General features: G+C 72.2%; 22 protein-coding genes and 1 riboswitch. Of the genes, 8 read left to right on the top strand and 14 right to left on the bottom strand.

Translation table 11 applies throughout. The features are described from left to right. Positions 1–11: 11 nt before the first annotated feature. The 4 genes from A3IC_RS61965 to A3IC_RS0108115 all read right to left on the bottom strand — a co-directional run bounded on the left by A3IC_RS61965 (position 12) and on the right by A3IC_RS0108115 (position 4,234). Positions 12–1,289, bottom strand: coding sequence for a C40 family peptidase (locus A3IC_RS61965; protein ID WP_020549565.1), 1,278 nt, complete (start codon positions 1,287–1,289; stop codon positions 12–14). A gap of 217 nt (positions 1,290–1,506) precedes the next feature. Continuing rightward, entirely contained in the window at positions 1,507–2,445 is a 939-nt protein-coding gene (locus A3IC_RS0108125; protein WP_020549564.1) for a hypothetical protein, read from the bottom strand. Between the two features lie 40 nt (positions 2,446–2,485). After that, positions 2,486–3,208, bottom strand: a complete 723-nt coding sequence (locus tag A3IC_RS0108120; protein WP_020549563.1) for a DedA family protein — start codon at positions 3,206–3,208, stop codon at positions 2,486–2,488. 147 nt (positions 3,209–3,355) lie between these two features. Beyond that, positions 3,356–4,234 carry an alanyl-tRNA editing protein gene (locus tag A3IC_RS0108115; RefSeq protein ID WP_020549562.1) on the bottom strand — a complete coding sequence of 293 codons (879 nt, stop codon included), beginning with the start codon at positions 4,232–4,234 and terminating at the stop codon, positions 3,356–3,358. A 118-nt stretch (positions 4,235–4,352) separates the two neighbouring features. Here A3IC_RS0108115 and A3IC_RS0108110 point away from each other — a divergent pair, with 118 nt between their 5' ends. Further along, on the top strand, positions 4,353–5,114 hold the full coding sequence (locus A3IC_RS0108110) for a hypothetical protein (RefSeq protein ID WP_020549561.1): 762 nt from the start codon (positions 4,353–4,355) through the stop codon (positions 5,112–5,114). A gap of 45 nt (positions 5,115–5,159) precedes the next feature. Here A3IC_RS0108110 and A3IC_RS0108105 read toward each other — a convergent pair whose 3' ends face one another. Next, positions 5,160–6,140 carry an LLM class flavin-dependent oxidoreductase gene (locus A3IC_RS0108105; protein ID WP_020549560.1) on the bottom strand — a complete coding sequence of 327 codons (981 nt, stop codon included), beginning with the start codon at positions 6,138–6,140 and terminating at the stop codon, positions 5,160–5,162. A 102-nt stretch (positions 6,141–6,242) separates the two neighbouring features. Further along, complete coding sequence (locus A3IC_RS0108100) at positions 6,243–6,659, bottom strand: MarR family winged helix-turn-helix transcriptional regulator (RefSeq protein WP_020549559.1); 417 nt, start codon at positions 6,657–6,659, stop codon at positions 6,243–6,245. Between the two features lie 109 nt (positions 6,660–6,768). On the opposite strand from A3IC_RS0108100, the gene A3IC_RS0108095 reads away from it, so the two are divergent. The 3 genes from A3IC_RS0108095 to A3IC_RS0108085 all read left to right on the top strand — a co-directional run bounded on the left by A3IC_RS0108095 (position 6,769) and on the right by A3IC_RS0108085 (position 10,055). Beyond that, positions 6,769–7,620: an SDR family NAD(P)-dependent oxidoreductase gene (locus A3IC_RS0108095; RefSeq protein ID WP_020549558.1), complete on the top strand. Its 852-nt coding sequence runs from the start codon at positions 6,769–6,771 to the stop codon at positions 7,618–7,620. A gap of 104 nt (positions 7,621–7,724) precedes the next feature. Next, on the top strand, positions 7,725–8,648 hold the full coding sequence (locus tag A3IC_RS0108090; RefSeq protein ID WP_020549557.1) for a TIGR03619 family F420-dependent LLM class oxidoreductase: 924 nt from the start codon (positions 7,725–7,727) through the stop codon (positions 8,646–8,648). A 141-nt stretch (positions 8,649–8,789) separates the two neighbouring features. Continuing rightward, positions 8,790–10,055, top strand: coding sequence for a TerD family protein (locus tag A3IC_RS0108085; protein ID WP_020549556.1), 1,266 nt, complete (start codon positions 8,790–8,792; stop codon positions 10,053–10,055). 79 nt (positions 10,056–10,134) lie between these two features. Here A3IC_RS0108085 and A3IC_RS0108080 read toward each other — a convergent pair whose 3' ends face one another. Together A3IC_RS0108080 and A3IC_RS53145 are read right to left on the bottom strand one after the other, a co-directional pair. Continuing rightward, entirely contained in the window at positions 10,135–10,839 is a 705-nt protein-coding gene (locus A3IC_RS0108080; protein ID WP_020549555.1) for a L,D-transpeptidase, read from the bottom strand. A gap of 91 nt (positions 10,840–10,930) precedes the next feature. Continuing rightward, on the bottom strand, positions 10,931–11,614 hold the full coding sequence (locus A3IC_RS53145) for an HAD-IA family hydrolase (RefSeq protein WP_020549554.1): 684 nt from the start codon (positions 11,612–11,614) through the stop codon (positions 10,931–10,933). Between the two features lie 604 nt (positions 11,615–12,218). Here A3IC_RS53145 and A3IC_RS0108065 point away from each other — a divergent pair. Next, the gene (locus tag A3IC_RS0108065) at positions 12,219–12,992 is read left to right on the top strand and encodes a phosphotransferase (RefSeq protein WP_020549553.1); all 774 of its coding nucleotides are present in this window, start codon (positions 12,219–12,221) and stop codon (positions 12,990–12,992) included. A 49-nt stretch (positions 12,993–13,041) separates the two neighbouring features. Here the strand turns inward: A3IC_RS0108065 and A3IC_RS0108060 are convergent, their stop codons facing one another. From A3IC_RS0108060 to A3IC_RS53130, 4 genes are all read right to left on the bottom strand, one after another. Beyond that, positions 13,042–13,311 (bottom strand): DUF4235 domain-containing protein, encoded by a 270-nt coding sequence (locus A3IC_RS0108060; protein ID WP_026218002.1) that lies wholly within the window; start codon positions 13,309–13,311, stop codon positions 13,042–13,044. 53 nt (positions 13,312–13,364) lie between these two features. Continuing rightward, the gene (locus tag A3IC_RS61960) at positions 13,365–14,183 is read right to left on the bottom strand and encodes a hypothetical protein (RefSeq protein WP_020549551.1); all 819 of its coding nucleotides are present in this window, start codon (positions 14,181–14,183) and stop codon (positions 13,365–13,367) included. A gap of 400 nt (positions 14,184–14,583) precedes the next feature. Next, positions 14,584–15,339 carry a (2Fe-2S)-binding protein gene (locus A3IC_RS53135; RefSeq protein WP_063744814.1) on the bottom strand — a complete coding sequence of 252 codons (756 nt, stop codon included), beginning with the start codon at positions 15,337–15,339 and terminating at the stop codon, positions 14,584–14,586. Positions 15,340–15,446: 107 nt separating this feature from the next. Next, positions 15,447–15,743, bottom strand: coding sequence for a hypothetical protein (locus A3IC_RS53130; protein ID WP_020549549.1), 297 nt, complete (start codon positions 15,741–15,743; stop codon positions 15,447–15,449). 39 nt (positions 15,744–15,782) lie between these two features. After that, positions 15,783–15,962: riboswitch (cobalamin riboswitch) on the bottom strand. A 212-nt stretch (positions 15,963–16,174) separates the two neighbouring features. Between A3IC_RS53130 and A3IC_RS0108035 the strand changes: the two genes are divergently transcribed. Continuing rightward, a complete protein-coding gene (locus A3IC_RS0108035; protein ID WP_158695851.1) occupies positions 16,175–16,891 on the top strand; it encodes an Ig-like domain-containing protein in 717 nt (238 codons plus the stop codon). 82 nt (positions 16,892–16,973) lie between these two features. On the opposite strand, the gene A3IC_RS0108030 is transcribed toward A3IC_RS0108035, so the two are convergent. After that, on the bottom strand, positions 16,974–17,168 hold the full coding sequence (locus A3IC_RS0108030; protein ID WP_020549546.1) for a DUF5708 family protein: 195 nt from the start codon (positions 17,166–17,168) through the stop codon (positions 16,974–16,976). Between the two features lie 809 nt (positions 17,169–17,977). On the opposite strand from A3IC_RS0108030, the gene A3IC_RS0108025 reads away from it, so the two are divergent. Together A3IC_RS0108025 and A3IC_RS0108020 are read left to right on the top strand one after the other, a co-directional pair. Continuing rightward, the gene (locus A3IC_RS0108025; protein ID WP_020549545.1) at positions 17,978–20,716 is read left to right on the top strand and encodes an SdrD B-like domain-containing protein; all 2,739 of its coding nucleotides are present in this window, start codon (positions 17,978–17,980) and stop codon (positions 20,714–20,716) included. Between the two features lie 172 nt (positions 20,717–20,888). Continuing rightward, complete coding sequence (locus A3IC_RS0108020) at positions 20,889–21,686, top strand: hypothetical protein (RefSeq protein ID WP_020549544.1); 798 nt, start codon at positions 20,889–20,891, stop codon at positions 21,684–21,686. A 46-nt stretch (positions 21,687–21,732) separates the two neighbouring features. Here A3IC_RS0108020 and A3IC_RS0108015 read toward each other — a convergent pair whose 3' ends face one another. After that, positions 21,733–23,148 (bottom strand): right-handed parallel beta-helix repeat-containing protein, encoded by a 1,416-nt coding sequence (locus A3IC_RS0108015; RefSeq protein ID WP_245599181.1) that lies wholly within the window; start codon positions 23,146–23,148, stop codon positions 21,733–21,735. Positions 23,149–23,153: the final 5 nt, after the last annotated feature.

Here is a 23,153-nt window from a genome sequence, read left to right as displayed (position 1 = left end):
CGTGGGCACGGTCAGGACGGCCGGGCGTAGTAGTCCGGGGTGCCCATGTAGAACATGTTGCTGATCTTGATCACGTCGCCGGTGCGCGGTGCGTGGATCATCCGGCCGGCGCCCAGGTACATCGCGACGTGGTGGATGTCGGAGGCGCTCTTGGTCTCGGTCCAGAAGATCAGGTCGCCCGGGCGCAGGTTCCGGTACGACACGGGAGTGCTCTCGAAGTACTGCGTGGCGGCGAAGTGGGTCATGTTCACGCCCGCCTTGCGCCACGCCTGCATGACCAGGCCCGAGCAGTCGTAGCCGCGTGGGCCCTCGCCGCCCCAGACGTAGGGCTTGCCCAGTTGCGCCTTGGCGTACGCGATCGCGGCGGCCGCGCCGGGCGTGTCGGGTCGGGTCGCGGCCACCGGGTCGGCGCCCTTGGCGGGCTTGGCCGGCCCGCTCGTCTTCGCGGTTTCGCCCGCGTCCCGCTCGCGGGCCTCGCGGGTCGCGTCGGCCTCGGCCCGGGCACGGGCCTCGTCCTCGGCGTGCCACCGGGCCTCGGCCACCAGGCCGTCCCGACGCCGGGTCTCCAGGTCGACCGACGTCCGCTTCAGCGTGGCCAGTTCGGTGAGCAGCGCGGTGCGCCGGGCGGCGATCTCGCCGACTCGGCGCTGCTGCTCGGCGAGTTCGGCTTCGACCCGGTCCTTGGCCGCGCGGACCGCCTCGGTCGCGCGGGTGGCCGTCTCCGCGGCGTGTTCGGCCTCGGCCTTGGCGGCTGCCGCGTCCCGGACGGCGGTGGTGCCGCGGCGCAGGGTGTCGTCGCCGGCCTGCGAGATCCGGCGCGTGCTCTCCACCCGGGAGACCAGTTCGGCGGGCGAGTCGGTGCCCAGGACCGCCTGGAAGGTGCCGAGTCGGGCGCCGCCGCCCATCCGGTAGGTCTGCGCGGCGAGTCGGCCGAGTTCGTCTCGGGCGCGGGCCAGCTGGGCGTCCGCCGTGCGCAGGTATCCGTCGGCGAGGACGGCCCGGTCCCGAGCCTGCCGCCCGAGCACCACGGCCCCGTTGTATGCCTCGACGGCGATACCGGCGCGGATGTCGAGCCGCTCGAGATCGCGTGCCTCGTGGTCGAGTTCGGCTTCGATGCGATCGATGTCGAAGACCTTGCCGTCGACCGCGTCCTGTGCCCGGTGAACCCGGTCGGCCCCGGGGTGGGCGGGGCCGGAGGGGTCGTCGGCACGGGCTCCGGGGGTGATCGTGAAGACGAGGACGGCGGCGAGTCCGACAGGAACTGCGGCGCGGATGAACGGTCGAGGCATGCGGTCTCCCTCCAAGCGGCGGACACCGAGGGGAACCGGAGGTTCCGGTTCCGGGCAGGTCTCCTCACGCTAACGACCGGTGTTCATAAGCGCACCAGGAGCGACACAATTCCCGCCAATGGGCTCATTTCTCGCAAGTCGCCTCGAACATCGGTGCGCACCCGCGCCCTTCGTCGGCCACGGCGACCCGGGCGCCCGATCGGACCCGGTGCTCGGGTCAGCCGGTTGCCGCGGGCTGTTCCAGGGACCACATGCACACCGTGCCCGACTCCGAGTCGGCGGTCAGCCAGACGCCGTCGGCGCGCACCACGAGCCATTCGCGCGGCGCGTCCTCGGGGTACTCGACCTCGGCGATCGCCCGCAGGTCCGGCACCGAGAACAGCACGTGGCGCTCGCCCGAGGAGGCCGCGAGCACCAGGTCGCGGCGCACGAAGCCGGCGTAGATGTCGAACACTTCGTCCGGGTCCGGGAAGACCTGCTCCCCCGGCCGGGCCGCTATCACCGCGCCGTCCGGGTAGCGCACCAGCGCGAGCGGACCGGCCTCGATCGGCGTGGTCAGCATCATCCGACCGGAGCCGTGGATGTCGGTGAGCACCCGGCTCTCCCCCGGCGGCACCTCGGCGACCCGGTCCGGGGCGTCCGTGCCGAGCACGAAGGCCCGGTAGGCATCGTCGGCGTGCGAGGCGGCCAGGCCCACGTGCACGCCGTCGGGATGCGGAATCAGTTCGGAGCCGACGGTGGCCGGGTGCAACGGCCACGCCGCCAGCGGGGTGCCGTCCGCGCCGTCCAGCAGCACACACCGGTCGCCCTCGGCGGTGCGCACCACCGCCCAGATCCCGGCGGAGGTGACCGCACAGGAGCCGGCCTCCTCGAACTCCCACGGCGTGTGCGGGTGGTCCCACACCTCGCGCCCCTCCGCATCCAGTACCACGACGCGATCGGGTGCCGAGACGACGAAGTGCCCGAGGTCGGCGGTGACCGAGTGGCCGCCCCTCCAGTCCTCGGGCAGTCGCGCCTCGCGCACGGTGCTCAGCGAGTCGTCGAGCACGACGAGCGAACCGTCCACGCCGTGCGCGAGCCAGGCCGCCGCACCGGGAATGCGATCGAGACTCCACAGGGACGGCAGGTTTGCCCGGGCCAGAAGTTGAGCGCGCATGGCGTGCACTCTATTGGCGGCCGGCACCAACTCGTACGGCTCAGCGCCGGTGACCCGGTTCCGCGTCCGGCCGGTCGTCGCTCGCGCGGTGCCGACCCCGCCCCGGGACCGACTCCGCCCCCTCCCGCGCGGCCCGCTTGCGCGACGCCGAGCGGGCGCGCAGGACTTCGATCGCGACCGGGATCACCGAGATCAGCACGATCGCGACCAGGATGAACTCGATGTTGTCCCGGACGAATCGCACCTGGCCCAGCGAATGGCCGAGCAGGGTGACCCCGCACGCCCACAGGAACCCGCCGACCACGTTGTAGACCACGAACGTGCGGTACCTCATCCGGGCAACGCCCGCGACGATCGGCGTGAAGGTGCGCACGATCGGCACGAACCTGGCCAGCACGATCGAGCGCGGGCCGTACTTCTCGAAGAACTCGTGCGCCTTGTCCACGTTCTCGCGCTTGAAGAACCGCGAGTCGGGCCGGTTGAACAGGGACGGCCCCACCTTGCGGCCGAACAGGAAGCCGACCTGGTCGCCCAGCACCGCCGCGGTCCACAACAACAGGCATACCAGCCACAGCGGTTGCGAGATGTACTTGCCGTCGGAGACCAGCAGGCCGGTGGTGAACAGCAGCGAGTCGCCCGGCAGGAAGAAGCCGATCAGCAGCCCCGACTCGGCGAAGACGATCACCAGGATGCCGATCAGGCCGAACGTGGAGATCAGCTTGTCGGGGTCCAGGAACGATGGACCCATGGCGATGGTGTTCACGGCGCGAGCCTCCCGGAACGGGTGATGGCGGACATCGGAAGTCACCCGACCAGGTCATGGTTAGGCAAAGAGAGTTCCTTCCGAAGGTAACGTCCGCATCGTGGGACCGGTTCCCGCCGGTGCGATGCCGATGTCCTCGGCCGGCTGTCAGGCGCGTTCGGGGCGGGTCAGCGCGACGAGCGCGCCGTCCTCGTCCATGGTCAGTTCGACCGCCAGGGCGCGCAGATCGCCGAGCCGGCCCAGGTGCGAACCGCCGCACGGGATGTGTGCGTCTCCGTCCGGCAGGCCGCAGTGCCACACCCGACGGGCGGTGAGCGCCGGGCCGGGCACCTCGACGCGTACCTCGGCATCGGTTTTCAGCCACTGGGTGAGCAGCGCCTCGACCTCGTCGCGGATGCCGGGCAGGTCCTCGGCCAGGCCGTCCGCGGTGAAGCCCTTCTTGCGCAGCGACTTACCGATCCGGTAGTCGTCGCGACTGCCGCCCTCGTCCATCCGGGACGAGGTGATCGCCAGGTTGTCGAAGTCGGGGCGGCCGAGACTGTCGGTACGCACCTCCTTGCGCCAGCGCGGCGCGAGCACCGCGTTGAGCGCGAACGCCAACAGGTGGCACGAGGTGTGCGCGGCGCTGAGCGCGGCCCGACGCTCGGCGTCCACGGCCAACTCGGCATTCGCCCCGACCAGGTCGCCCGGATCGCCCGGCGCCCGGTCCAGGACGTGCAGGACGAGCCAGGACCAGTCCTCGTCACCGCGCCGGACCGGGATCGCCTCGCCGACCGCGAACTCGCCGTCCGGCCCGACCGCGCCGGTCACGCAGTCCGACACGACCGACTCCACGCCCGCCACCCGGATCACCCCGGTGTCGGCGGGCTGGTCCGGCCACGTGTGGTCCAGCGGGTGGAACGGCGTCCTGGCGACCACCAGGGCGGTCCGCCCGTCCGGCAGCACGGGCGCGGCCAGGATCGGCGCGGCGCCGGTGATCGCGCCGACCGGGAAGGTCACCTCGGTGGAGGTCGTGGGGAGTGCCATGTGCGTCCTAACCTCGATTCGATCCGGTCGCCATCGTGCCGGTGCGGCGATGGCGCCATTCGGTCCATTCGATCATGGACAATCCTCCTCACACGGGAATCGCGAGCAGGGACGGTTTGTGCACCACCAGGGCTGGATCTCGACCACGGCGACGCGGCTGGCGGGCGACGCCGAGCCCGGGCCACACGGCGTCGGCTGGATGCTCGTCGCATTCATCCTCACGTTCGCGGTGACCCGCCTGATCACCCGACTGATCCGGGCGGGCAAGGGCCCGTTCCGCAACATGGTGGTGGGCAAGGTGCACGTGCACCACCAGGTGTACGGGATCTTCCTGATGCTGATCGCGGGCGCGCTGGAGTTCGCCTACGAACCGGGCGGCGCGCTGCGCCAGGTGCTCGCCGGGTTCTTCGGGATGGGCGCCGCCCTGACGCTGGACGAGTTCGCGCTGCTCGTGCACCTGGACGACGTGTACTGGGCGGCGGACGGCCGCAAGTCGGTGGACGCGGTGCTGATCACCGCCGCGATGGGGCTGCTGCTGTTCGTCGGCGCCAACCCGCTCGGCCTCGGTGACGGCGACAGCAAGCCGGTGGCCGCGACGGTGGTCGCCTTCAACCTGGCCTTCGCACTGTGCGCGTTGGCCAAGGGCAAGGTCGCCACCGGGCTGATCGGCGTGTTCGTACCGTTCGTCGCGATGGTGTCGGCGATGCGCATCGCCAAGCCCGAGTCGCCGTGGGCGCGCTGGCGGTACAAGGAGGGCCCCGGGCGCACCTCGCCGCACGCGGATACCAAGCTGGCCCGCTCGCTGCGCCGCTTCCCGCCCGACCGGCGCACATGGTGGGACCACACCAAGGACTTCGTGGCGGGCGCACCGCACCGGTGACCGCGGGAGCGGCCCTCGCCCGCGATGCGCGCCACCACCTCGGCGCTACAGGTTGGGCAGCACCTCGTTCTCGAACAGGCGCAGGCTCTCCCATGCCAGCTCCGGCGGGATGCCGCCCATCATCGGGTGCAGGATCGCGAACGCCGCGTCGCCCTGCGCCTTGAGCTCGGCCACCAGGGTCTGCGGGGTGATCACCCGGTACTGCCCGCCCGCGCGCAGCGCGTCGGCGTCGGCGACGCTCGCGTAGCCGCCCACGCCCGAGGTGCCCGCCGCGGCCATCGTCTCGCCGTAGGCGTTGACCTCGTGCAGCGCGTGCGGCGCGATCTTGTCCCAGTCCCGGTCGGGGTCGTTCGAGAGGTGGAAGAAGCCGGTGTCGCCGCCGAAGTAGGGGCCCGGGTCCTCTTCGCCCAGCTTGACCTTCTCGTCCCGGTAGAACTCCCAGATCGCCGGGTTCGACGGCATGAACCCGTCGGCGATACGCGCCGCGCGGCGCGCCGCGGCCTCGACGCTGCCGCCGAGGATGATCGGCGGACCACCCTTTTGGAACGGCTCCGGGGTCACCCGCACGGTCCGGCCGCGAAACTCGAACTCCTCGCCCGTCCACGCCTTGCGCAGCGTCTCGACGGTCTCCACGGTGCGCTTGACCCGCTCGCGCATCGGCACGTCGTACATCGCGAATTCGCTCTCGACGTAGCCGTTGGTGAGCACGACGTTGACCCGGCCCTGGCTGAGCAGGTCGAGCACCGCGAGTTCCTCGGCCAGGTGCAGCGGATCGTGCAGCGGCGCGGGTATCGCCGCGATGGTCACGCCCATGTTCCGGCTCCGCGCGGTGATCGCGGCGGCGAACTGGAGCGGGGCGGGCAGGTAGCCGTCGGCGAAGCCGTGGTGCTCGGACAGCGTAACCATGAAGAACCCGCGCCGATCGGCCCATTCGACCATGTCGAGTGCCGCCGCGTAGCGCTCCCCCATGCTCGTCCCGGCGAAAGCCGGATTGCGGAAGTCGAAACGCAGCGCGAACACAGCCATGCCGTTCTCCTGTCCCCGGCGTCGCCGGGATGAGCGGCGCCGCACTCTCTGATGGGGCGTCAGGTTAGTGGCGCGCGTCGAGGAGAACCAGGGCCGGTCCGGTCAGCCCGTGCGCAGCGCACGGTCGAGCAGTACGCGCAGCGCGCGCCGGTCGGCGTCCGGCAGGCCGGTCAGCGGTGGATCACCGGCGAGCGCGGCGAACAGGCGCGCACGCAATTCGGCGCCGGCCGGGGTGAGCGCGATCAGCTTCGCCCGGCGGTCCCCGGGGTGCGGTCGGCGCTCGACCAGGCCGCGCTCCGCCAGGCGGTCCACCACGAACGTCACGTTGGGCGGTTCGCAGCACATCCGCCGGCCCAGCTCGCGCATGCCCAGCGGCTCGGCGAGTTCGTGCACCGCGTTCGCCTGGGACGCGGTCAGGCCGACCGAGCCCGCGCACGCGGCGAAGTGCGCGTCCAGCCGCGCGGTGGCCGCGTAGAGCAGCGCGGTCAGTCCCGGCAGCTCGGCTTCCCCCGTGGTCATGGCCACACTCTAGCCGAACTTCGTTACAGCTCGAATGATTCGAGGTGTAACGTCGGCCCGGAGCTGACATGCCGTCAGTTCCCCTGGTCGCCTCGGGAGGAACCCGCCCATGCCCGCAATCCTGGCCGGCCGGATGGCCCTGGTCACCGGTGGCAGCGGCGGCATCGGCTCCGCGTGCGCGGCCCGACTGCTGCGCGACGGCTGCTCGGTCACGCTGACCGCCCGGCGGGCCGACGCGCTCGCCGCGACGGCCGAACGGCTGCGCGCGCGGGCCCCGGCCGGCACCGAGGTGCGCGTCGTCGCGGCGGACGCCTGCACCACCGACGGAATCCGTGCCGCGGTCCGCGCGGCGGGCCCCGAGCTCGCCGTCTGCGTGGCCACCGTGGGCGGCGGAAGCACCGCACCGATCCTGGCCATGGACGACGAGACGTTCCTGGCCGACCTGCACCGCAACACGCACAGCGCGTTCCTGGCGATCAAGTACGCCGCCCCCGTGATCGCCGCGCGCGGCGGCGGCGCGATCGTGTGCGTGTCCTCGACCGCGGCCAAGCTGACCATGCCGTTCCTGAGCGGCTACGCGGCCGGGAAGGCGGGCCTGGAAGCGCTGGTCCGGGCCGCCGCGGACGAGCTGGGCGCGGCCGGTGTCCGGGTCAACGCGGTCCGTCCCGGCCTGGTGCGCTCGCACGAGGAGGCCCGGATCTTCCGTGACGAGGAGATGATCGCGCGCTTCCTGGCGAACAAGCCGCTGGGCCGCACCGGCCTGCCCGAGGACATCGCCGAAGCGGTCCGCCACCTGGCCGGCCCCGAATCGTCCTGGACCACCGGCCAGAGCCTGGCCGTGGACGGCGGCAACGAGCTGCGTCGGGCACCGTCCTTCGAGAAGTACGCCCGGGCCGCGCTCGGCGACGCGGTGATCGACGCGGCGACGGCCGGGCGTGATCCGTACGCCGGGTCGCGCTGAACCCCGGCGGCCTGCCGGTCCGTTGTCCCCGCCCCACCTCGAACCGACCCCGACTTCGACCCCGACCCCATCTCGACCCGACCTCGACGCGACGGAGCATCCGGATGACCACGGACGTGCAACTTTCCATCGGCCTGCCCAACTTCGGCGCCTGGCCCGCCGGAGACTGGCGCGGCTTCGTGGACGTCGGCCGGGCCGCCGACGACGCGGGAATCGACCGGATCGTCCTGGTCGACCACGTGGTGATGGGCCCCAACACGCAGAACTACACGTGGGGCCGCTTCCCCACGCCGCCCGAGGCGGCCTGGCCCGAGCCGCTCACCCTGCTCGCCGCGATCGCCGCCGTCACCTCGAACGTGCGCCTGGCCACCGGCATCCTGGTCGCCCCGCTGCGCAGCGCCACTCTGCTCGCGAAGACCGCGGCCACCCTGGATCAGATCTCGCGTGGACGGTTGGAGTTGGGCGTGGCCACGGGGTGGCAGCGCGAGGAGTACGACGCGGCCGGGCTCGACTGGGACGCGCGTGGGCGACTGCTGACCGACACGCTGGCCGCGTGCAAGGCGCTGTGGACGAACCTGCCCGCGTCCTTCGCGTCCGAGACGGTGAACTTCACCGACGTCTACTGCGCACCGCAGCCCGTACAGGCGGGTGGCGTGCCGCTGTGGATCGGCGGCACGCTGAACAAGCGCAATCTGGACCGGATCGTACGCAGCGGCGACGGCTGGATTCCGATCATGGGCCTGTCCACCGCCGACATGGGCCGGGATGTGGTCCGCATCCGCGAGGCGCTCGCCGCGGCCGGTCGCGACCCGCGAGCGCTGCGCGTGCAGGGTCCGCTGCCGATGATCAAGGACGACGCCGGGCGATTCGACCTGGCTCGCACGATGGCCGGCGCGAGCGAGGTGATCGCCGCCGGTGCGACGGCCGTGCACCTGCCCATTCAGGTGTTCTGTACCGGCCCCCGGGACGCTCCCGCGTTCTTCGCCGAGGCCAGGAAGTTGTTCGACAGGGTGGTGTCCGGAGGCTGAGTCGCGCCCGAGTGACGTTCCACCTGGGGCTTTACCCCTGCTTGGGGAAAGTTCCCGGTTTGCGGAACGTCGTCGGTGGGAGGGTCGTTCCCTTGATCAGGGCGCGAAACGGCGCCTTTGTCCAACGCGGGAGGGCCCTCCATGTCCGACGTCACGCTGCCCACCGGCGCCAACGCGCCCCTGACCGGCGACCGCGCCGAGGTCTCGATCGGGTGGGGCTCGACCGACGTCGTGGACGTGTCCGCAGTACTGCTGACCGACGCGCACAAGGTGCGCACCGACGAGGACCTGGTCTTCTTCAACAATCCCGTCGGCGGCGACGGCGCGGTGCGCACGGCTGCCGGCCCGTCGGGCACCACCCACGTCAGTGTCGAACTGGCCAAGCTGCCCGCCGAGATCGCACGTGTGGTGGTCGTGGTGAGCTCGGACGCGGACCGCCCCGGGATGACCCTGGGCCAGGTGCCGGGCCTGGGCGCGGTCACCGTGTCCGGGGACGCGCGGATCGGCTACACGCCGGACGCGTTCGCCGGCGGCGAGACGGTCGCGGTCCTGGTCGAGCTGTACCGGCGCGGCGACGCGTGGAAGGTGCGTGCGGTCGGTCAGGGCTACGCCAGCGGCCTGGCCGGGTTGGCCACCGACTTCGGCATCTCGGTCGAGGACGAGCCGGATCCGGAGCCGGTCCCCGCGCCCGCCGCACCCGCGCACGTGATGGTCAAGGAGCCCGCCGCGGCGCCGGCGCCGGCCGCCCCCGCGCCGATCTCGATGGCCAAGGAGCCGCTCGGCCGGGTCGATCTGGCCAAGGGCGGCCGGGCGACGATCAACATGGACAAGGGCGACCGCTCGGTCACCGTCACCGCCTCCCTCGTCTGGGACGGCGGCGACGACGCGCGCCGCAAGACCGGCGCCGACCTGGACCTGTACGCGCTGTTCGTGCCCAGGTCCGAGGTGGGCGCGAAGAAGGGCGGCGGGGACGGGGTGATCTACTACCGCGAACTCGGCAGCCTGACCGCCGCGCCCTACATCCAACTGGACGGCGATTCGCGCGTCCCCGGCCGTGAGACGGTCCGGATCACCCGGCCCGACGAGCAGGGTTACGTGCTGATCTGCGCGTACAGCGCGGTCGAGAACGGCTTCGGCAGCTTCAAGTCCTACGGCGCGCACGCCGAGGTCACCGACGGCCAGGGCTCCACCGTGAATGTGCCGCTGTTCAACAACAAGCGCGCGGTGTTCTGGGTGGCGATCGCGCTGGTCGACTTCACCGACCCGGACGGCGTCTCGATCCAGCACGTGGAGAAGTACTCGAAGCTGATGCAGGAGCGCCGCCCGATGCTCTACTCGGACGGCACGTTCGAAATGGGCGCGGGCCCGGCGGAGTTCAAGACGGTGCGCGCGCCGCGCGAGCGCTGATCGCAGCCGGCGGGTCGCCACCGCTCGGTCGTCGTGGCCGGGCGGTGGCCGATCCTCGGGGTCGTCGAGATCCTCGGGGCTACTTGGCCGAGCGGTAGACGATCACCTTGTCGCCGACGCGGGTTTCGTTGAAGAGCCGCTGCACCAGGCCCTTGTCCCGGACGTTCACACAGCCGTGCGAGGCGCCGTTGTAGCCGTGGGCGGCGAAGTCGGCCGAGTAGTGCACGGCTTGGCCGCCGGAGAAGAACATCGCGAACGGCATCGGCGTGTGGTACAGCGTCGACACGTGGTCGCGGCTCTTGAAGTTGATGCTGAACGCGCCCTCGCGGGTCGGCGTCTCGGCCGAGCCGAAGCGCACGTCCGTCGAGTACTGGGCCTTGCCGTCGATCACCCAGGTGAGCCGGTCGGTGCGCTTGTCGATGCAGATCGCCCGGCCGGTCAGGCACCGCTCGTCCAGCCCGGCCTGTGCGGCCGGGGGCTTGGCCTTGGTGGTCGGCGGCTTGCTGGTCGGCGGCTTGGTCGCGGGCTTGCTCGTGGCGGGCTTGCTCGTGCTGGGCTTGGCGGACGTGGGTGCGGCACTGGTCGGCGCACCGGTCGTGGGTGCGGCGGAGGTCGGCGCGGTGCTCTCGGGCGCCGGCGTCACCGGTGCGGACGAGGAGGTGGCGGGCAGCGGCGACTGCGCACCCGCCTTCGCGGTCGAGTCACTCGACGAGCCGGAGTTGCAGGCCGACAAGGCCAGGATCGCGGTCACGGTGACCGCGAGGGATATGCGAGTGTTCTTCATCGAGTGGTGCCTCTCCCGACCCAAACCCAAATGTGGAGTGTTCCCCGAGTCGTGCACCCTTGTAGACGCCGATGGACCGCGAGAGGTTGCGCTACTGGTTTGACCCATTCGGGTGAATGTTCAGCCGGACATGTCCGGCGGTGACCAGTTCGGGATCGACCGGTCGCAGATCCGCTGCCCAGGCGTCCAGCGCGGCGCCCGCCCTGCCCTCGGCCAAGGCCGCGCCGATGCCCAGGCAGCGCATGCCGGCCGCCTCGGCGGCACGTACACCGCTCTCCGCGTCCTCCACGACCAGGCAACGATCCGGCCGCACCCCCAGCAGATCGGCCGCGCGCAGGTAGCCCTCGGGGGCCGGCTTGCCCTCGGTGACGTCCTCCGCGGTGATCATGTACACCGGTTCGGGCAACTCCGCCGCGCGCAATCGGCCACTGGCCACCCGGCGGGTGCCGGACGTCACGACGGCCCAGCGCGCCGCGGGCAGCGCGGCCAGCAGAGCGGCCGCGCCGGGCATCGGGCAGATGCCGGTGAAGTCCCGTTCCTCGTGCTCGACGATCCACGCGGCCTCGACCTCGGCGTCCAGCGTGGGGGCGACCACGCGCACCAGGTCGATGTCCCGCCGCCCGTAGGAAGCGGCGACGGCCGCGTCCGGGTCCACGCCGCGGTCGAGCGCCCACATCCGCAGGATGCGTTCGATCAGGGGATGGGAGTCCACCAGCACGCCGTCGAGATCGAACAAAATCGCGTCGCAGTCGAGCGTCGTGCCGTCGTTCGCCATGCCGCCAGGCTGTCAGGCGCGGCGACGCGACGTCGAGGCATTCCCGCCGGGTGATCACATCGCGCTGATCAGTCACCCACCCAGCTCGGATATCGACGGAAAGCGGTCGTCTCCGGACCCGGGTCAACGCGCCCGTTGCCTAACCGTCACGTTTGCGCCGATCCCTACCGGCTAGGGGCTCACTACGGCCCGGACGCGCTCACCCCCAGGCGGCAACTCATGTACTTGGTTCTCGCTTCGCTCGCACTGATCGTGATGTTCCTGTTGATACCCGGGCTGGCCTGGCTCGAGGACCGCATGTTGGGGCCTCAGACCCTGCCGGCCCCGGTTCCCGTTCCCGTTCCCGTTCCCTCGACCGTGAGACCGGCGGTCGGACCCGCGGCCGCGACCTCGGCACCGGTCGTACCCGCGCTGCCCACCGCGCCCCGTCCGGCCGGGCACACCGTGCGATCGGGACGCGCCCGCCACGCCCGCCGCCCGACCTCCCTGAACGCCTACCGGCACCACATCGGTCGCCGACGCCCGTCCCGAGCCCCGGTCTTTCGTTGACCGCCGGCGCACCGTCCCGGAGTCGATCCTGAGCGAGCCCGCCGCGCCGCCGCCGGTGCGCATCGAATCCGTGCCGCCCGAACTGGGTTCCCCGCTGGGCGCCGCCCCGCTGTCCGCGCACTCCGACATCTGGCACGTCCGGGGCAGTCGCGCCGACCTGGTCCTCAAGCTCGCGACGCCGGACGGTACGTCATCCGCCAATCCGCGCTTTTGGGCCCGCGAGGTCGATGCCTACGAGAGCGGCTTCGCGGCCGGCGTATACGCCCCCTACGGCCTGACCGCACCCACGGCGCTGCGTGCCGATCGGCGCGAGGACGGGTCGGTGGCGCTGTGGCTGGACTATGTGCGCGGGCGATCCGGGAGCACGTGGGACCTCACCCGGTGGATCGATTTCGCCCGCCGGCTCGGCGCGGCACAGGCCGCACCGCGACCGGCCGGGCCGTCCTGGCTGTTCGAACCCCCGTCGTTGGTCGGGCCGCTGGCGACACGCGCCGCCGAACTGCCATACGTGCAGTGCCACCTGGACCTGCGGCCGGTGGATCTGATCGCACGGGACGAGGACGTCGTGGTGTTGGACTGGTCGCACGCGGGCTATGGGCTACCGGGCGAGGACCTGGCCGGGTTGCTCTTGGCGCACGCGGCGAACCCCGAGTTGGCCTCGGCGCTGGAGGCCGCCTTGCCGGCCGAGTACGCGCGGGGCGCGGGCCGGTCGGAGACGGACGTACGGGTCGCGATCGCCGCGACGGCGCCCGCGAAGTACGGGCCCGGCGCGGACGAGGCGACCCGACGGGTGTTGCGGCAGTGGACCGAGCACGCGACGGCCGGTTGAGCCCGGGCGAGCGGACGCGACGGGCCCGCGGCCCACCCCGGCCGATGGTTCAGTGACCGGGCCAGATGCCGGTGCCCCGCCGGAAGGCCACGGCACCGCCTCGATTGACGGCGGCGTGCACGACGGCGTAGATCGCGCCTTGAACGGCGGCGGCGGCCAGGATCTCGCCCCAGCCCCGGTCGCGGTCCATCGCGTCGGGGGCGTCGTCTTGGTGGGTGAGCAGTTTCCAGGTCTTGTTGAACATCTTCGTCGCCGCCATCCCGCCCACCACACCGACGACCATGCCGATCGGGCGGTATATCAACCTTCCGGTACGCATGGCGGACTTGGTGTTCACCGCGTCCGAACGCCCTCGGGGCCCGGATCCGCCGCTCATCCCCGAGACTTCCGAATGGCCCAGATCAGCAGCACGACGGTGGTGACCGCAGCGGCGACCGCGGGCAACGGGCGCCTGCGAACCTCGGCCGCACCGGTGAGCGTCGCGTGCCGAAGCGGGTCGGGGGTGTGTTCGAAGAGCTGGTCGCCGGCGGTGCGCCCGACCTCGACGGTGCGGTCCTTGGCCTGAACGATCCGGTCGCCGGCCGTCCCGCGGGCCCGGTCCGCCCGGTGCCCGGCCTGCGCGGCCTTGTGCCGGGCGGCCTCCTTGACCTGGTCGCCGGTGTGCGCGGCGGCCTCCTTGAGCTGTTCGGCCCGGTGCAGCGTCGCCTCCTTGGCCCGCTCGGCCCCGTGCATCGCGGCCTCCTTGGCCCGGTCCGCCTTGTGCGCCGTGCTCTGCTTGGCTCGCTCGGCTCCGTGCATCGCGGCCTCCTTGGCCTGCTCGGCCTTGTTCGTCGCGGCTTCCTTGGCCTGCTCGGCCCTGTTCGTCGCGGTCTCCTTGGCCCGCCCGGTCGCCCGCTGCGCGCTCTGCTTGGCCCGGTCGACGCGCCGGCCGGTGTTCTCGGCGGCTTCGCCGACCTTCTGGTGTACCTCGGCCGGCAGTTCCGCCTGGGTCAGCTCTTCGACCGCGTGCGCGACCTGCTCCTGCTTGCGGTTGGGCCGCCGATCCTGCGGGGTCTCCTGGTCCGACTCCTGCCGCGGGAAGCGGGGCTCGCCGGACGACGCCGCGGCGGGTTCGCTCGGCGGCACGACGACGGTTTCCTCCGGCTCGCCCGAGGCGGACTTGCCGCCGAGGTTCCGGCCTTGGGTACTCATCGGTGCGTACTCCTCTTCACGGGCTCGATGTCCTCGCGTCATCCCCGAGGACCGCGCCTTGCGCCTGCCCGGTGGACGGCCGGTCATTCGTCCTCGGCGGGCCCTCGACGGACGGGGCCGTCTCCCCGATCCTGCCGGGGGCGCAGACCCGGCAGGACCGAGGACACGGTCCCGGCGCCAACTGCGTCGATGTCGGAATCGGTGTCTCCCGGTCGAGGCTAGGAACAACTGCGCCGCAAATCCGGGAATGTCACCCGGATGCGCGACGGCGTGTCCCATGGATCACCCGCTCGGCCGGATCGGGGCACGCTCCGGGCCGAGCAACTGCGGCTCGGAGGCGATTGCGGGGTGCGGTGCCGGATCCGGGCGGACCCGGGCCGAGCGGGCGATCATCGGCCGGTCAGCCCGCGCCGTCGCGCCCGACCGCCCGCGACCCGATCCGGACCCGGGCCGGCTGCGGCGGCTTGTCGTGGAAGACGCAGTCGCCGCACGTACCGCCGCCGGGAATCCGGTAGTACAGACAGCACGTGGTGCGTCGAAACGCACCCAGGGCGCCGTGCACGCCGGTGCCGCGCAGCCGGTCGGTGGCCGTCAGGCCGTCGACGAACGACCGGGTGGTCGCCGCGAGTTCCGGCTCGTCCGGGGCCGGGTGCCGGTCCAGCACGCGAGCCGCGCCGACCAGGGCCGATGCGGCGTTGCCGAACAGCAGCCGCTCCGCGATCGGCGCCACCGCCCGGGTGGCCCGGGCCAGGGGGACCAGATGCGCGGTCATCACCGTGGCGTACACGTGGTCGATCCCGGCGCGGTCCGCGGCCACCGGGGTCGGCACCGGATCCGGCGCCCACAGTTCGACCGGGCCGCTCGCCGGGAAGCGCCAGTGCGTCCGGGCCGGATCCAAATCCGGAACGAACCCGCCCAGCACCGCCGCGCCCAGCGCCACCGACCACAACCGCGAAGCCACGCCCAGGTACAGGATCGACGCGGCGACGCGCGGCTCGTCGGTGCGCAACCTGCCCCGCACGTGCTCCACCCGGGCCGCCAACACGTCGGGCGCGGCACGGTCGTACAACTCGGCCAACGGCCGAAAGCCCGTACCGTCGATGATCGGTCCGGTCCGCAGCACGAAGTAGGGCCCCACCTCGGCGACGCGCGCCATGCGATCGCCGACCTCGGATCGCGCCGCCGAACCGGCGCGACCGGAGAACGACGGCGGTCCGGGAAACGCGCCGCGGGCCGCACCGCCGGGCCGGCCGCTCGCCCCGGTCAACGGCTGTCGCCCGGACGCCACGGCAGATCACCCGCCCCACCCGCATCGGCCCTCCGGGCGAGGACGAACAGGTCCTGTCGCGGCCGCGCCGACACCGCACGGGTCAGCGGCTCCGGGTCGCCGAGCGCGAGCACGACCCCGATCGCCGTGTCGGTCTCGTCCGTGTCGGTCTCGTCCGTGTCGGCGTAGGCCGCCGACCCCGGATCGGTCTCGCGCGTCCGGGAGGCACCCCCCGGCGCGGTCGTACCGGCATCGCCGGTACAGGTGTGGATTCGGCTCAGCACCAAGGACATGGCGGAACACCGGCCTCTCTCGGGGAAATCCGCCCCGGTTCGTGAGGTGGCGACGACGTGAGTCTCCTGGCTCTCGGCTCTTCGCTCCTCCCGGCCTTCCAACCCCGTCGCGGGGCCGTGGCCGGTGCGGGAGTCGCTCCCCGATCACAGTGGCGGGACCGCGTCGGATTCACACCGACTTCCTCGTGCCGCCGTCGCACAGCGCCTCCCACCATGACACGCGCGGCGAGCCGGGTCCACCGTCGACCCGGCCGGTCCACGCGTGCGGGTGAAGCTCGCCGTCGCTCCGCGCGCCGAGCGACGAACCGGTGGGCGCTCGGCACAGGATCGGGATTCGAGAGCGGCTCCCTCGGCCGGCGGCGGATCCGGTGGGCGCCGTCGGACCCACCCGAGAATCCGGCCGCGTCCGGACGGCAGCGTCGGAGGTATGCGTGCCCACCGTGTCCGGAACGCCCGAACCGCCCACTCGGGTGCGTCGAGTCGGCGCGGTACTCGCGTGCTGCGCCGTGCTGTCGGCCCCCGGCGCCGGGCATCCCGCCGCATCCGTGATCCCGATCCCGTCGCGCCCGCCCGTCGTGTCCGTTCCGGGCCCGTCGATCGACCGGGTGCGGCCGACCGGCGGGCCCGGAAAGCCGGTGCCGCCGGCGCCACGGGCCGGCGCGGACCGGGTCGGCACCCGCGCCGGGCAGTCCGTGGACGTCCCGGTCCTGGCCGGCGACACCGGCGAGGGGCTGGTCGTGTTGTCGCACACCAATCCCGAGCACGGTCGGGTGTTCGATCTGGGGGACTCCCGGGACACCACCACGACGCGGTCCGTGTTGCGCTACACGCCGGGGCCGGGCTTCGCCGGTCGCGACGGCTTCCACTACACGGTCGTCGACCGGCTCGGCCGCCAGGCCACCGCGAGTGTGCGGATCGACGTGGCCGCCGAGCCGAGGGCGGCGGAACGGACGGTCGAGCCGAGGACGGGCAGGCTCGGCGCGCATCGCGGCGTCGACAAATTCCGCACGCCCTCGGCCGTGCGGGCGCGGGCCGGGCACGACTCGGGGGGCGGGTCGCTGCTCGTGGCCCTGCTGGGCTCTGCGCTGCTCGGCGCGGGCGTCCTGGCCTGGGTCGCACGGCGTCGGCCGGGGCGGCGGCCACACTGAGCCGGGGTGGGCGGGCCGGCTGACCGCCTCGCCGGGGTGGGTCCGGCCGGCTGATCGCGTTGCCCGGGCGGGCCCCGTCCGATCACGGCTTCCGGGCGCCCTGGGTCAACTGGTAGAGCCCGTAGAGCACTTCGGCGATGCCGACGATCAGCAGCACGACGCCGATCTTCCCGAGCGCGATCACGGGCGTGTCCACGTCGTCCGCGAACAGCTTCAGAACCCCGCCCACCACTGCGCTCGCCAGTCCGGCCGCCAACGAACCGCGTGCCTTCGCCACCGTCTTCCTCCTCCACTCGACCTGCGGATACGGCTACGAGGCTAGGTCCGGGCCCGGGCCCGGCACGCCCTGCGCGAGAACGACCCGGCGTACACACTTCGGCCCAGTCCGCGCGCCCGATTTCCCATCCACGACAGGCTCCGCGGGGCCGGCCTCGCGGGGGCTACGTTCGCGGCCACGCTGCTGCCTACTTGGCGGGCCTTGCGGACGCGGCCTGTGGCGGCGGCACAGGGGTGAGGGGCGGCGGGGGCGGCGGTCGGCCGGTCCGGGGGCGGTCGGGATCCGGCCCAGTGGTCGGGGACGGTGGCGACGGTGCTTGCGGTCGCAGTCCGGATTCGGACCAACTCCGCGTATACGACCAAAACTTCGTGCAGCACCAGGACGACTGCGCCCATCTCGCGCAGTCGCGTGCTCACCTGAATCCGTCAACCCCCTTACGGTGGTGCGAAGTTCGCAGTGCGAGCAAGGCGCAGGGCTCGGCCGCGCCCGCGTAGTCGCGGGGTAGGGCAGGGCCCTGGTCGCTTCGTCCGCGTTGTCCCCGCCTGAGGCCGGCTGCCTGCCGCATGACAGCGGCGGCCATGGCAACGGCCATGCGAATCCGCGTTCGTCATCGCCGTCCGAATCGGCTTTCCGCGTGCACGACGAACTCGCGGACGGCCGCACCGAAAACCGGTTCAACGTCAACTACGCCTTGCTGTCACGCACTTGCCGAATCCCCTCTAGGCTTTCGGCCAACGAGTCGGGTCACGGCCGATCCGTAGTGTTCCCCGCAGGGCCGTGCGCGGCCCTTTCAGACGATGAGAGCAGGTATGACACCTTCAAGTGAACTGACGGGCGGCGCGCACGGGCCGGGCCGACTGCGGTCGGTCTTACGCGCACGCCGCTCCCTGGGCAGCCTCGCGGCGCTCGCGGTCGGGTTCGGCACTCTCGCGCTGACTGCGGCGCCGGCGTATCCGGACACGGACGACGGCTCTGTGACGGTTCGGGTGGTACGAGCCGTGGACACGACCGGCGTGTGGAGTCCCGCCCTGGAACCGGGCATCGGCGGCGTCACGGTGACACTCACCAACGACGACGGGGGCAAGATCACCGGGGTGACGGCCGCCGACGGCACGGTCACCCTGGCGCCCGGCACCGCTCGAACGACCGCGGGCAAGTACCGGGTCCAGGTCGTGAATCCGAAGCCGGGTGTGCTGTTCCCGGCGTTCGCGTCGCGGCAGGGCCTGGCCGGCGCGCCGAACCAGCTCAGCAGCAACGAGGAGTTCGTCGACCTCGGCAGCGGCAAGCATGTGGCGTACACGACGGGGCTGTGGAGCCCCGGCGACTACTGTCAGAAGAACGCGCCGCTGGCGACCGCGTGCCAGCCCGCGACGAACGAACCGGTGTCCATGCGGACGCTGGTGACGTTCCCCTACAACGCGCGCGGCGTCAACACGAACGTGACGGACCTGTCCACGAACGCCGCCACCGGCAACCTCTACGGCATCGGCTGGAGCAAGCCCGGAAAGCGGCTGTTCAGCTCGGCGCTGGCCAAGCGCGACACGACGTACGGCCCCGGCGGCGCCGGCGGGATCTACGTCACCGACGTCACCCGCAAGACGACGTCGCTGTTCACCACCGTCCCGGACGCCGGAACCTCGGCGCACGGCGTGGGCGCCAGTGACAACGCCTTCCTCGCCGCTCCGGGCAAGGAGAGCCTGGGCGACCTGGAGGTCTCCGACGACGGCCGCGATCTGTTCGTGGTCAACCTCGACAACCGCAAGCTGTACCGCTACGACGCCACCCTGCCGACCGCGACGGCACCGGTGGGCTCGTACGCCATCCCGGACCCCGGCTGCCCCGCTCCGGGTGACTGGCGTCCGTTCGGCCTGGGCCTGCAGGACGGTGTCGGATACGTCGGCGGCGTCTGCTCGGGCGAGTCGACCGGGAAGGTCTCGGACCTGCGCGCCGTGGTCCTGCCCTTCGACCCGGCGACGGGGGTCTTCGGCAAGGCCGTGCTGAACCAGCCCCTGGACTACCCGCGCAAGGCCACGCTCGGCGGGACCTGTCCCGGGGCGGGCTGGTTCCCGTGGACGAGCACGTTCCCGGCGCAGCAGAACGGGCAGGCGTGCGCCGGCGCAATGGCCAACCCCGAACCCGAGTTGGCCGACATCGCCTTCGAGACCGACGGCTCGATGCTGCTGGCGTTCCGCGACCGGTTCACCGACCGGACGACGGCGTACGCGCGACCCGGAGACCCCACGACCGCCATCGCGATGGTGGCCGGCGGCGACCTGAACAAGGCGTGTCTCGCCGACGGCAAGTACGTCATGGACACGAACACCGGCTGCGGGAAGACGCCGCGGGGGACCAGGTTCTTCGACGTGAACACCATGAGCGGCGGCCACCCGAACGCGGCCTACGCCGGCCTCGCGCTGTCGAAGGTGGAGGAGTTCGTCGCCACCGCCGGTGTGGACCCCATCGACACGGCGTGGGGCGCGGGCACGATGTTCACCAAGCGCGACGGCACCCGGCAGCCCGCCGCGGGTCTGCGCTTGAACACCGAGGGCAACGCCTCGTTCGGCAAGGGCGCCTCGATGGGCGACCTGGAAGTGCTCTGCGACCAGGCGCCGCTCCAGATCGGAAACCGGGTCTGGTACGACCCCGAGCGCAAGGGCATCCAAAGCCCGGGTCAGCGTCCGGTTCCCGGCGCCACCGTCAACCTCTACGACGAGTCCGGCAAGGTGGTCGGGACGACGAAGACGTCACCGCGCGGCGAGTACTACTTCGACGACTCGAACGTGACCGGCGGTCTGAAGCCGAAGACCAAGTACACGATTCGGATCGACAACCCGGCCGACTACGCGCCGGGCGGCCCGCTGTACCAGTGGGTGCCGACCGACGAGGGGGTCGGCGACAACCGCTTCGTGGACTCCAAGGGCAAGGTCCCGGCCGGCGGACGTTATCCGGAACGCGCGCTGACCACCGGCGGACCGGGCGAGAACGACCACACGTTCGACTTCGGATTCCGCCAACAGGAAGGCGCGGTGCGCCTGGTCAAGCACGACCAGGACGGCAAGGCGCTGGCCGGGGCGAAGTTCGAGTTGTGGCGGGAGACGAACGGAACCGACGGATTGCAGTCCGACGGAGCCACTCCCGACACGAAGGTCGGCGAGCCCTGCACGACCGGGACGGAGGGCCTCTGCAAGCGCGACGTGCTGCCCGGGACGTACTTCTGGAAGGAGATCAGCCCTCCCGAGGGCTACGCCCCTCCGGAGAAGCCGGTGCTCGGCCCGCTCGTGCTGAACGCGCAGAACCTGGACGCCGGAGTCGAGGTGACGGCGGTCAACCGACGGCTGCCGCCCACCACGCCTCCGCCGACGACGAGCGCGCCGACGACATCGGCTCCCTCCACGTCGGGCGGAAACCACGGTGGCTCGTCGGGGCCGCTGGCCCGCACCGGTCTGGGCGGGAACCTGCCGTTGGTCTTCGGCGTCTCGGCGGCGTTGATTGCGCTGGGTGGCGGGGCGCTCGTGCTCTTCCGTAGGCGCGGAGTCCGGCAGCCGTAACTCGGGGCTCGGCGGTCGGCGTTCGGTATCGGGCGTCGATCGCCGGGCGCCGGGCGCCCGGCGCCGATGGTCGGCTGATGCCGGCTGCCGAAAAGCATGGATCGGGCGGGTTCGCGGACCGATGGTCCACGGACCCGCCCGTGTGTTGGTCGACGAAAGAGAAGGCATCCGCATGGCCCGGAAGAAGACCGGCGACCGCCCGCCGCGTCGGCGGCGGCTCTGGAACACGGCCCTGGTGGCGGTCGCGCTGTGCGGGACCACGGCGGCCGGCCTGGCCGTCCACCGGGCGCTCTCCGACGACGGCGACACGGACCGGGTGGTGACCATCGACGAGGCGGGCCGTCTGGCGGCGTCGCGGCTGACGTTGTATCAGGCCAGCCCGGTCGCGGTGAGCCTCACCGCCGCCGAGGGCGGTGGCGTCACGATCCGGGTCGAGGCGGTCGTGGACTACCGCACCCATCGAGCCGTGGGCAGCTACCGGGTCACCGGGGCGGCCGGCCCCCTCGACCGCGGCCTGATCGTCTGGGACGGTGCGGGCCTGGGGCTGGCGCCGGCACCGGCGGGCGGCACCGACCCGGCATGGCAGCAGGCCGAGCACATCCCCCGTTCCGGCTGGTCCTCGCGCGCCTACACCGCGGATCCCCTGGACTCCGGGCTCCGGCTGCTGATCCAACTCGGGGCGGACCGACCGGACAACCCGATGCTGCTCGCACAGTCGGGAGCACGATGGCTGGGCCGCGACCGCATCGAGGGTCGGACCTACGACAGGTTCTCCGGTCCGCGCGCCCAGGACGCCGTGCGCAAGGAGGCCGAGGACACCCGGTCGCCGCTGACCTACTGGGTCGACGGCGACGGCGGTCTGCGACGGGCGACGATGCGCATGCCGGGCCTGGGTACCCCCACGACCATCGAGATCACCGGGCGCGACGACCGGGCGCGCATGCCCGAGGCGCCGTGGATCGCCGGCTGACCCGGCCGCGCCGAAGACGACACCGGTCCCCCAACGGCGCCCGCTGTCAACGTGGTTGCGGCATTGCCGCAGCGTCGGTCGGCAGGGCGTAGCGGTCGGGATCGACCGTTCCCGGGAGGTCGATCGCGGGCCGGCCGGGCACCGTGGGGTCGGGCATCGAGGGTTGCGCGGGCGGGGCGGGCACGGCGTGGAACGGGACGCCGGGCGGCGGCTGGACGGGGACGGCCCGGCCCGCCGGGACGGTCCGGCGCGGCGTGACGGCGCACCCGGCAAGCTCCTCCAGGCCGTTCGGGCTCTGTGTCGCGGGCGAGTTGCCGGTGAAGCAGTTCCCGGGATCGACCGAGGCCGTCACCAGGTCGGCGCCGTTGTCCGTGACGCGGTTGCCCTCGACGCGGTTGCCGACGGCCGGATGCCCGGCCGGGTCGGTGACCAGGACCCCCGCCGAGCGGTTGCCCCGGATGAGGTTGCGCGCGACACGGTTCTCCTGGCCGCCGCCGATCCCGATGCCGATCCCGAAGCCTCCGTCGGCCTGTTCGGGCGTGTCCGACGCGTTGTTGTCGGTGATCACGTTGCCGGCGATCACCGCTCCGTGCTGCGGCGCCAGCGCCTCCAGGTCGTTGGAGTTGACCGTGACCCCGACGCGGTTGCCGACGACACGATTGCCGAGCACCGACAGCCCCTCCGAGGCGTTGGTGATCTCGATGCCGACCGCGTTGCGCTCCACCGTGTTGCCGCGCACCAGCGTGTCGCACGGCTTGCACTGGCCGACGTAGATTCCGGAATCGGCCTGCCCGGAAGCGTAGGAGTCCTCGATGACACCGCCGCGCGCGTCAAAGGCGTAGATGCCGTAGAGCCCGTTGTTGTACGCCGTCACCTTGGTGGCCCGGAACCCCCGCACCATCGGGAAGCGGGCGGTGTCCAGCGGGCTGTACGCCGAGCCGCCCGCGCCTCGCTGTTGCAGTCGCTCGTCGGTGACGCCGGTGAACAGGACGCCGTTGGCGAGGTATCCGCGGACGGTGAGGTTCTCCACCACGGAGCCCGCGCCGGTGACGGTGATGCCGTTGGCGAGCCGCACACCGCCGTCGAAGACCACGGTGTTGCGATCCATGCCGCGCAGCACCACGCGCGGTGTGGTGACCCGCACGCTCTCCCGGTACACGCCGGGGCCGACCAGCACCGTGTCGCCCTCGCGTGCGACATCCACCGCCTTCTGCACGGTGCGGAAGTCCTGCGGCACGCGCAGCACGTTGCCGGCCGGGTGCTTTTCGGCGGACGCCTCGGAGTCCGTCGACGACGAGCAGGCCGCGACCGCCGGCGCGACACAGACGAGCGCCAGCGACAGGCAGCGCAACGCCGTCGTCCTCGACCGCCGCACCACGGGCCGGGACGTCACGACAGGTAACGAGCTAGCGGGAGAGTGGAGTTGCATGACAGGTGTTCTATCGTCTGCAATGTCGCCCATGCATA

The sequence above is a fragment of the Embleya scabrispora DSM 41855 genome (assembly GCF_000372745.1).
GTDB lineage: Bacteria > Actinomycetota > Actinomycetes > Streptomycetales > Streptomycetaceae > Embleya > Embleya scabrispora.
The sequence above is the reverse complement of the archived record's forward strand: the minus strand, read 5'-3'. Positions and strand labels throughout refer to the sequence as shown.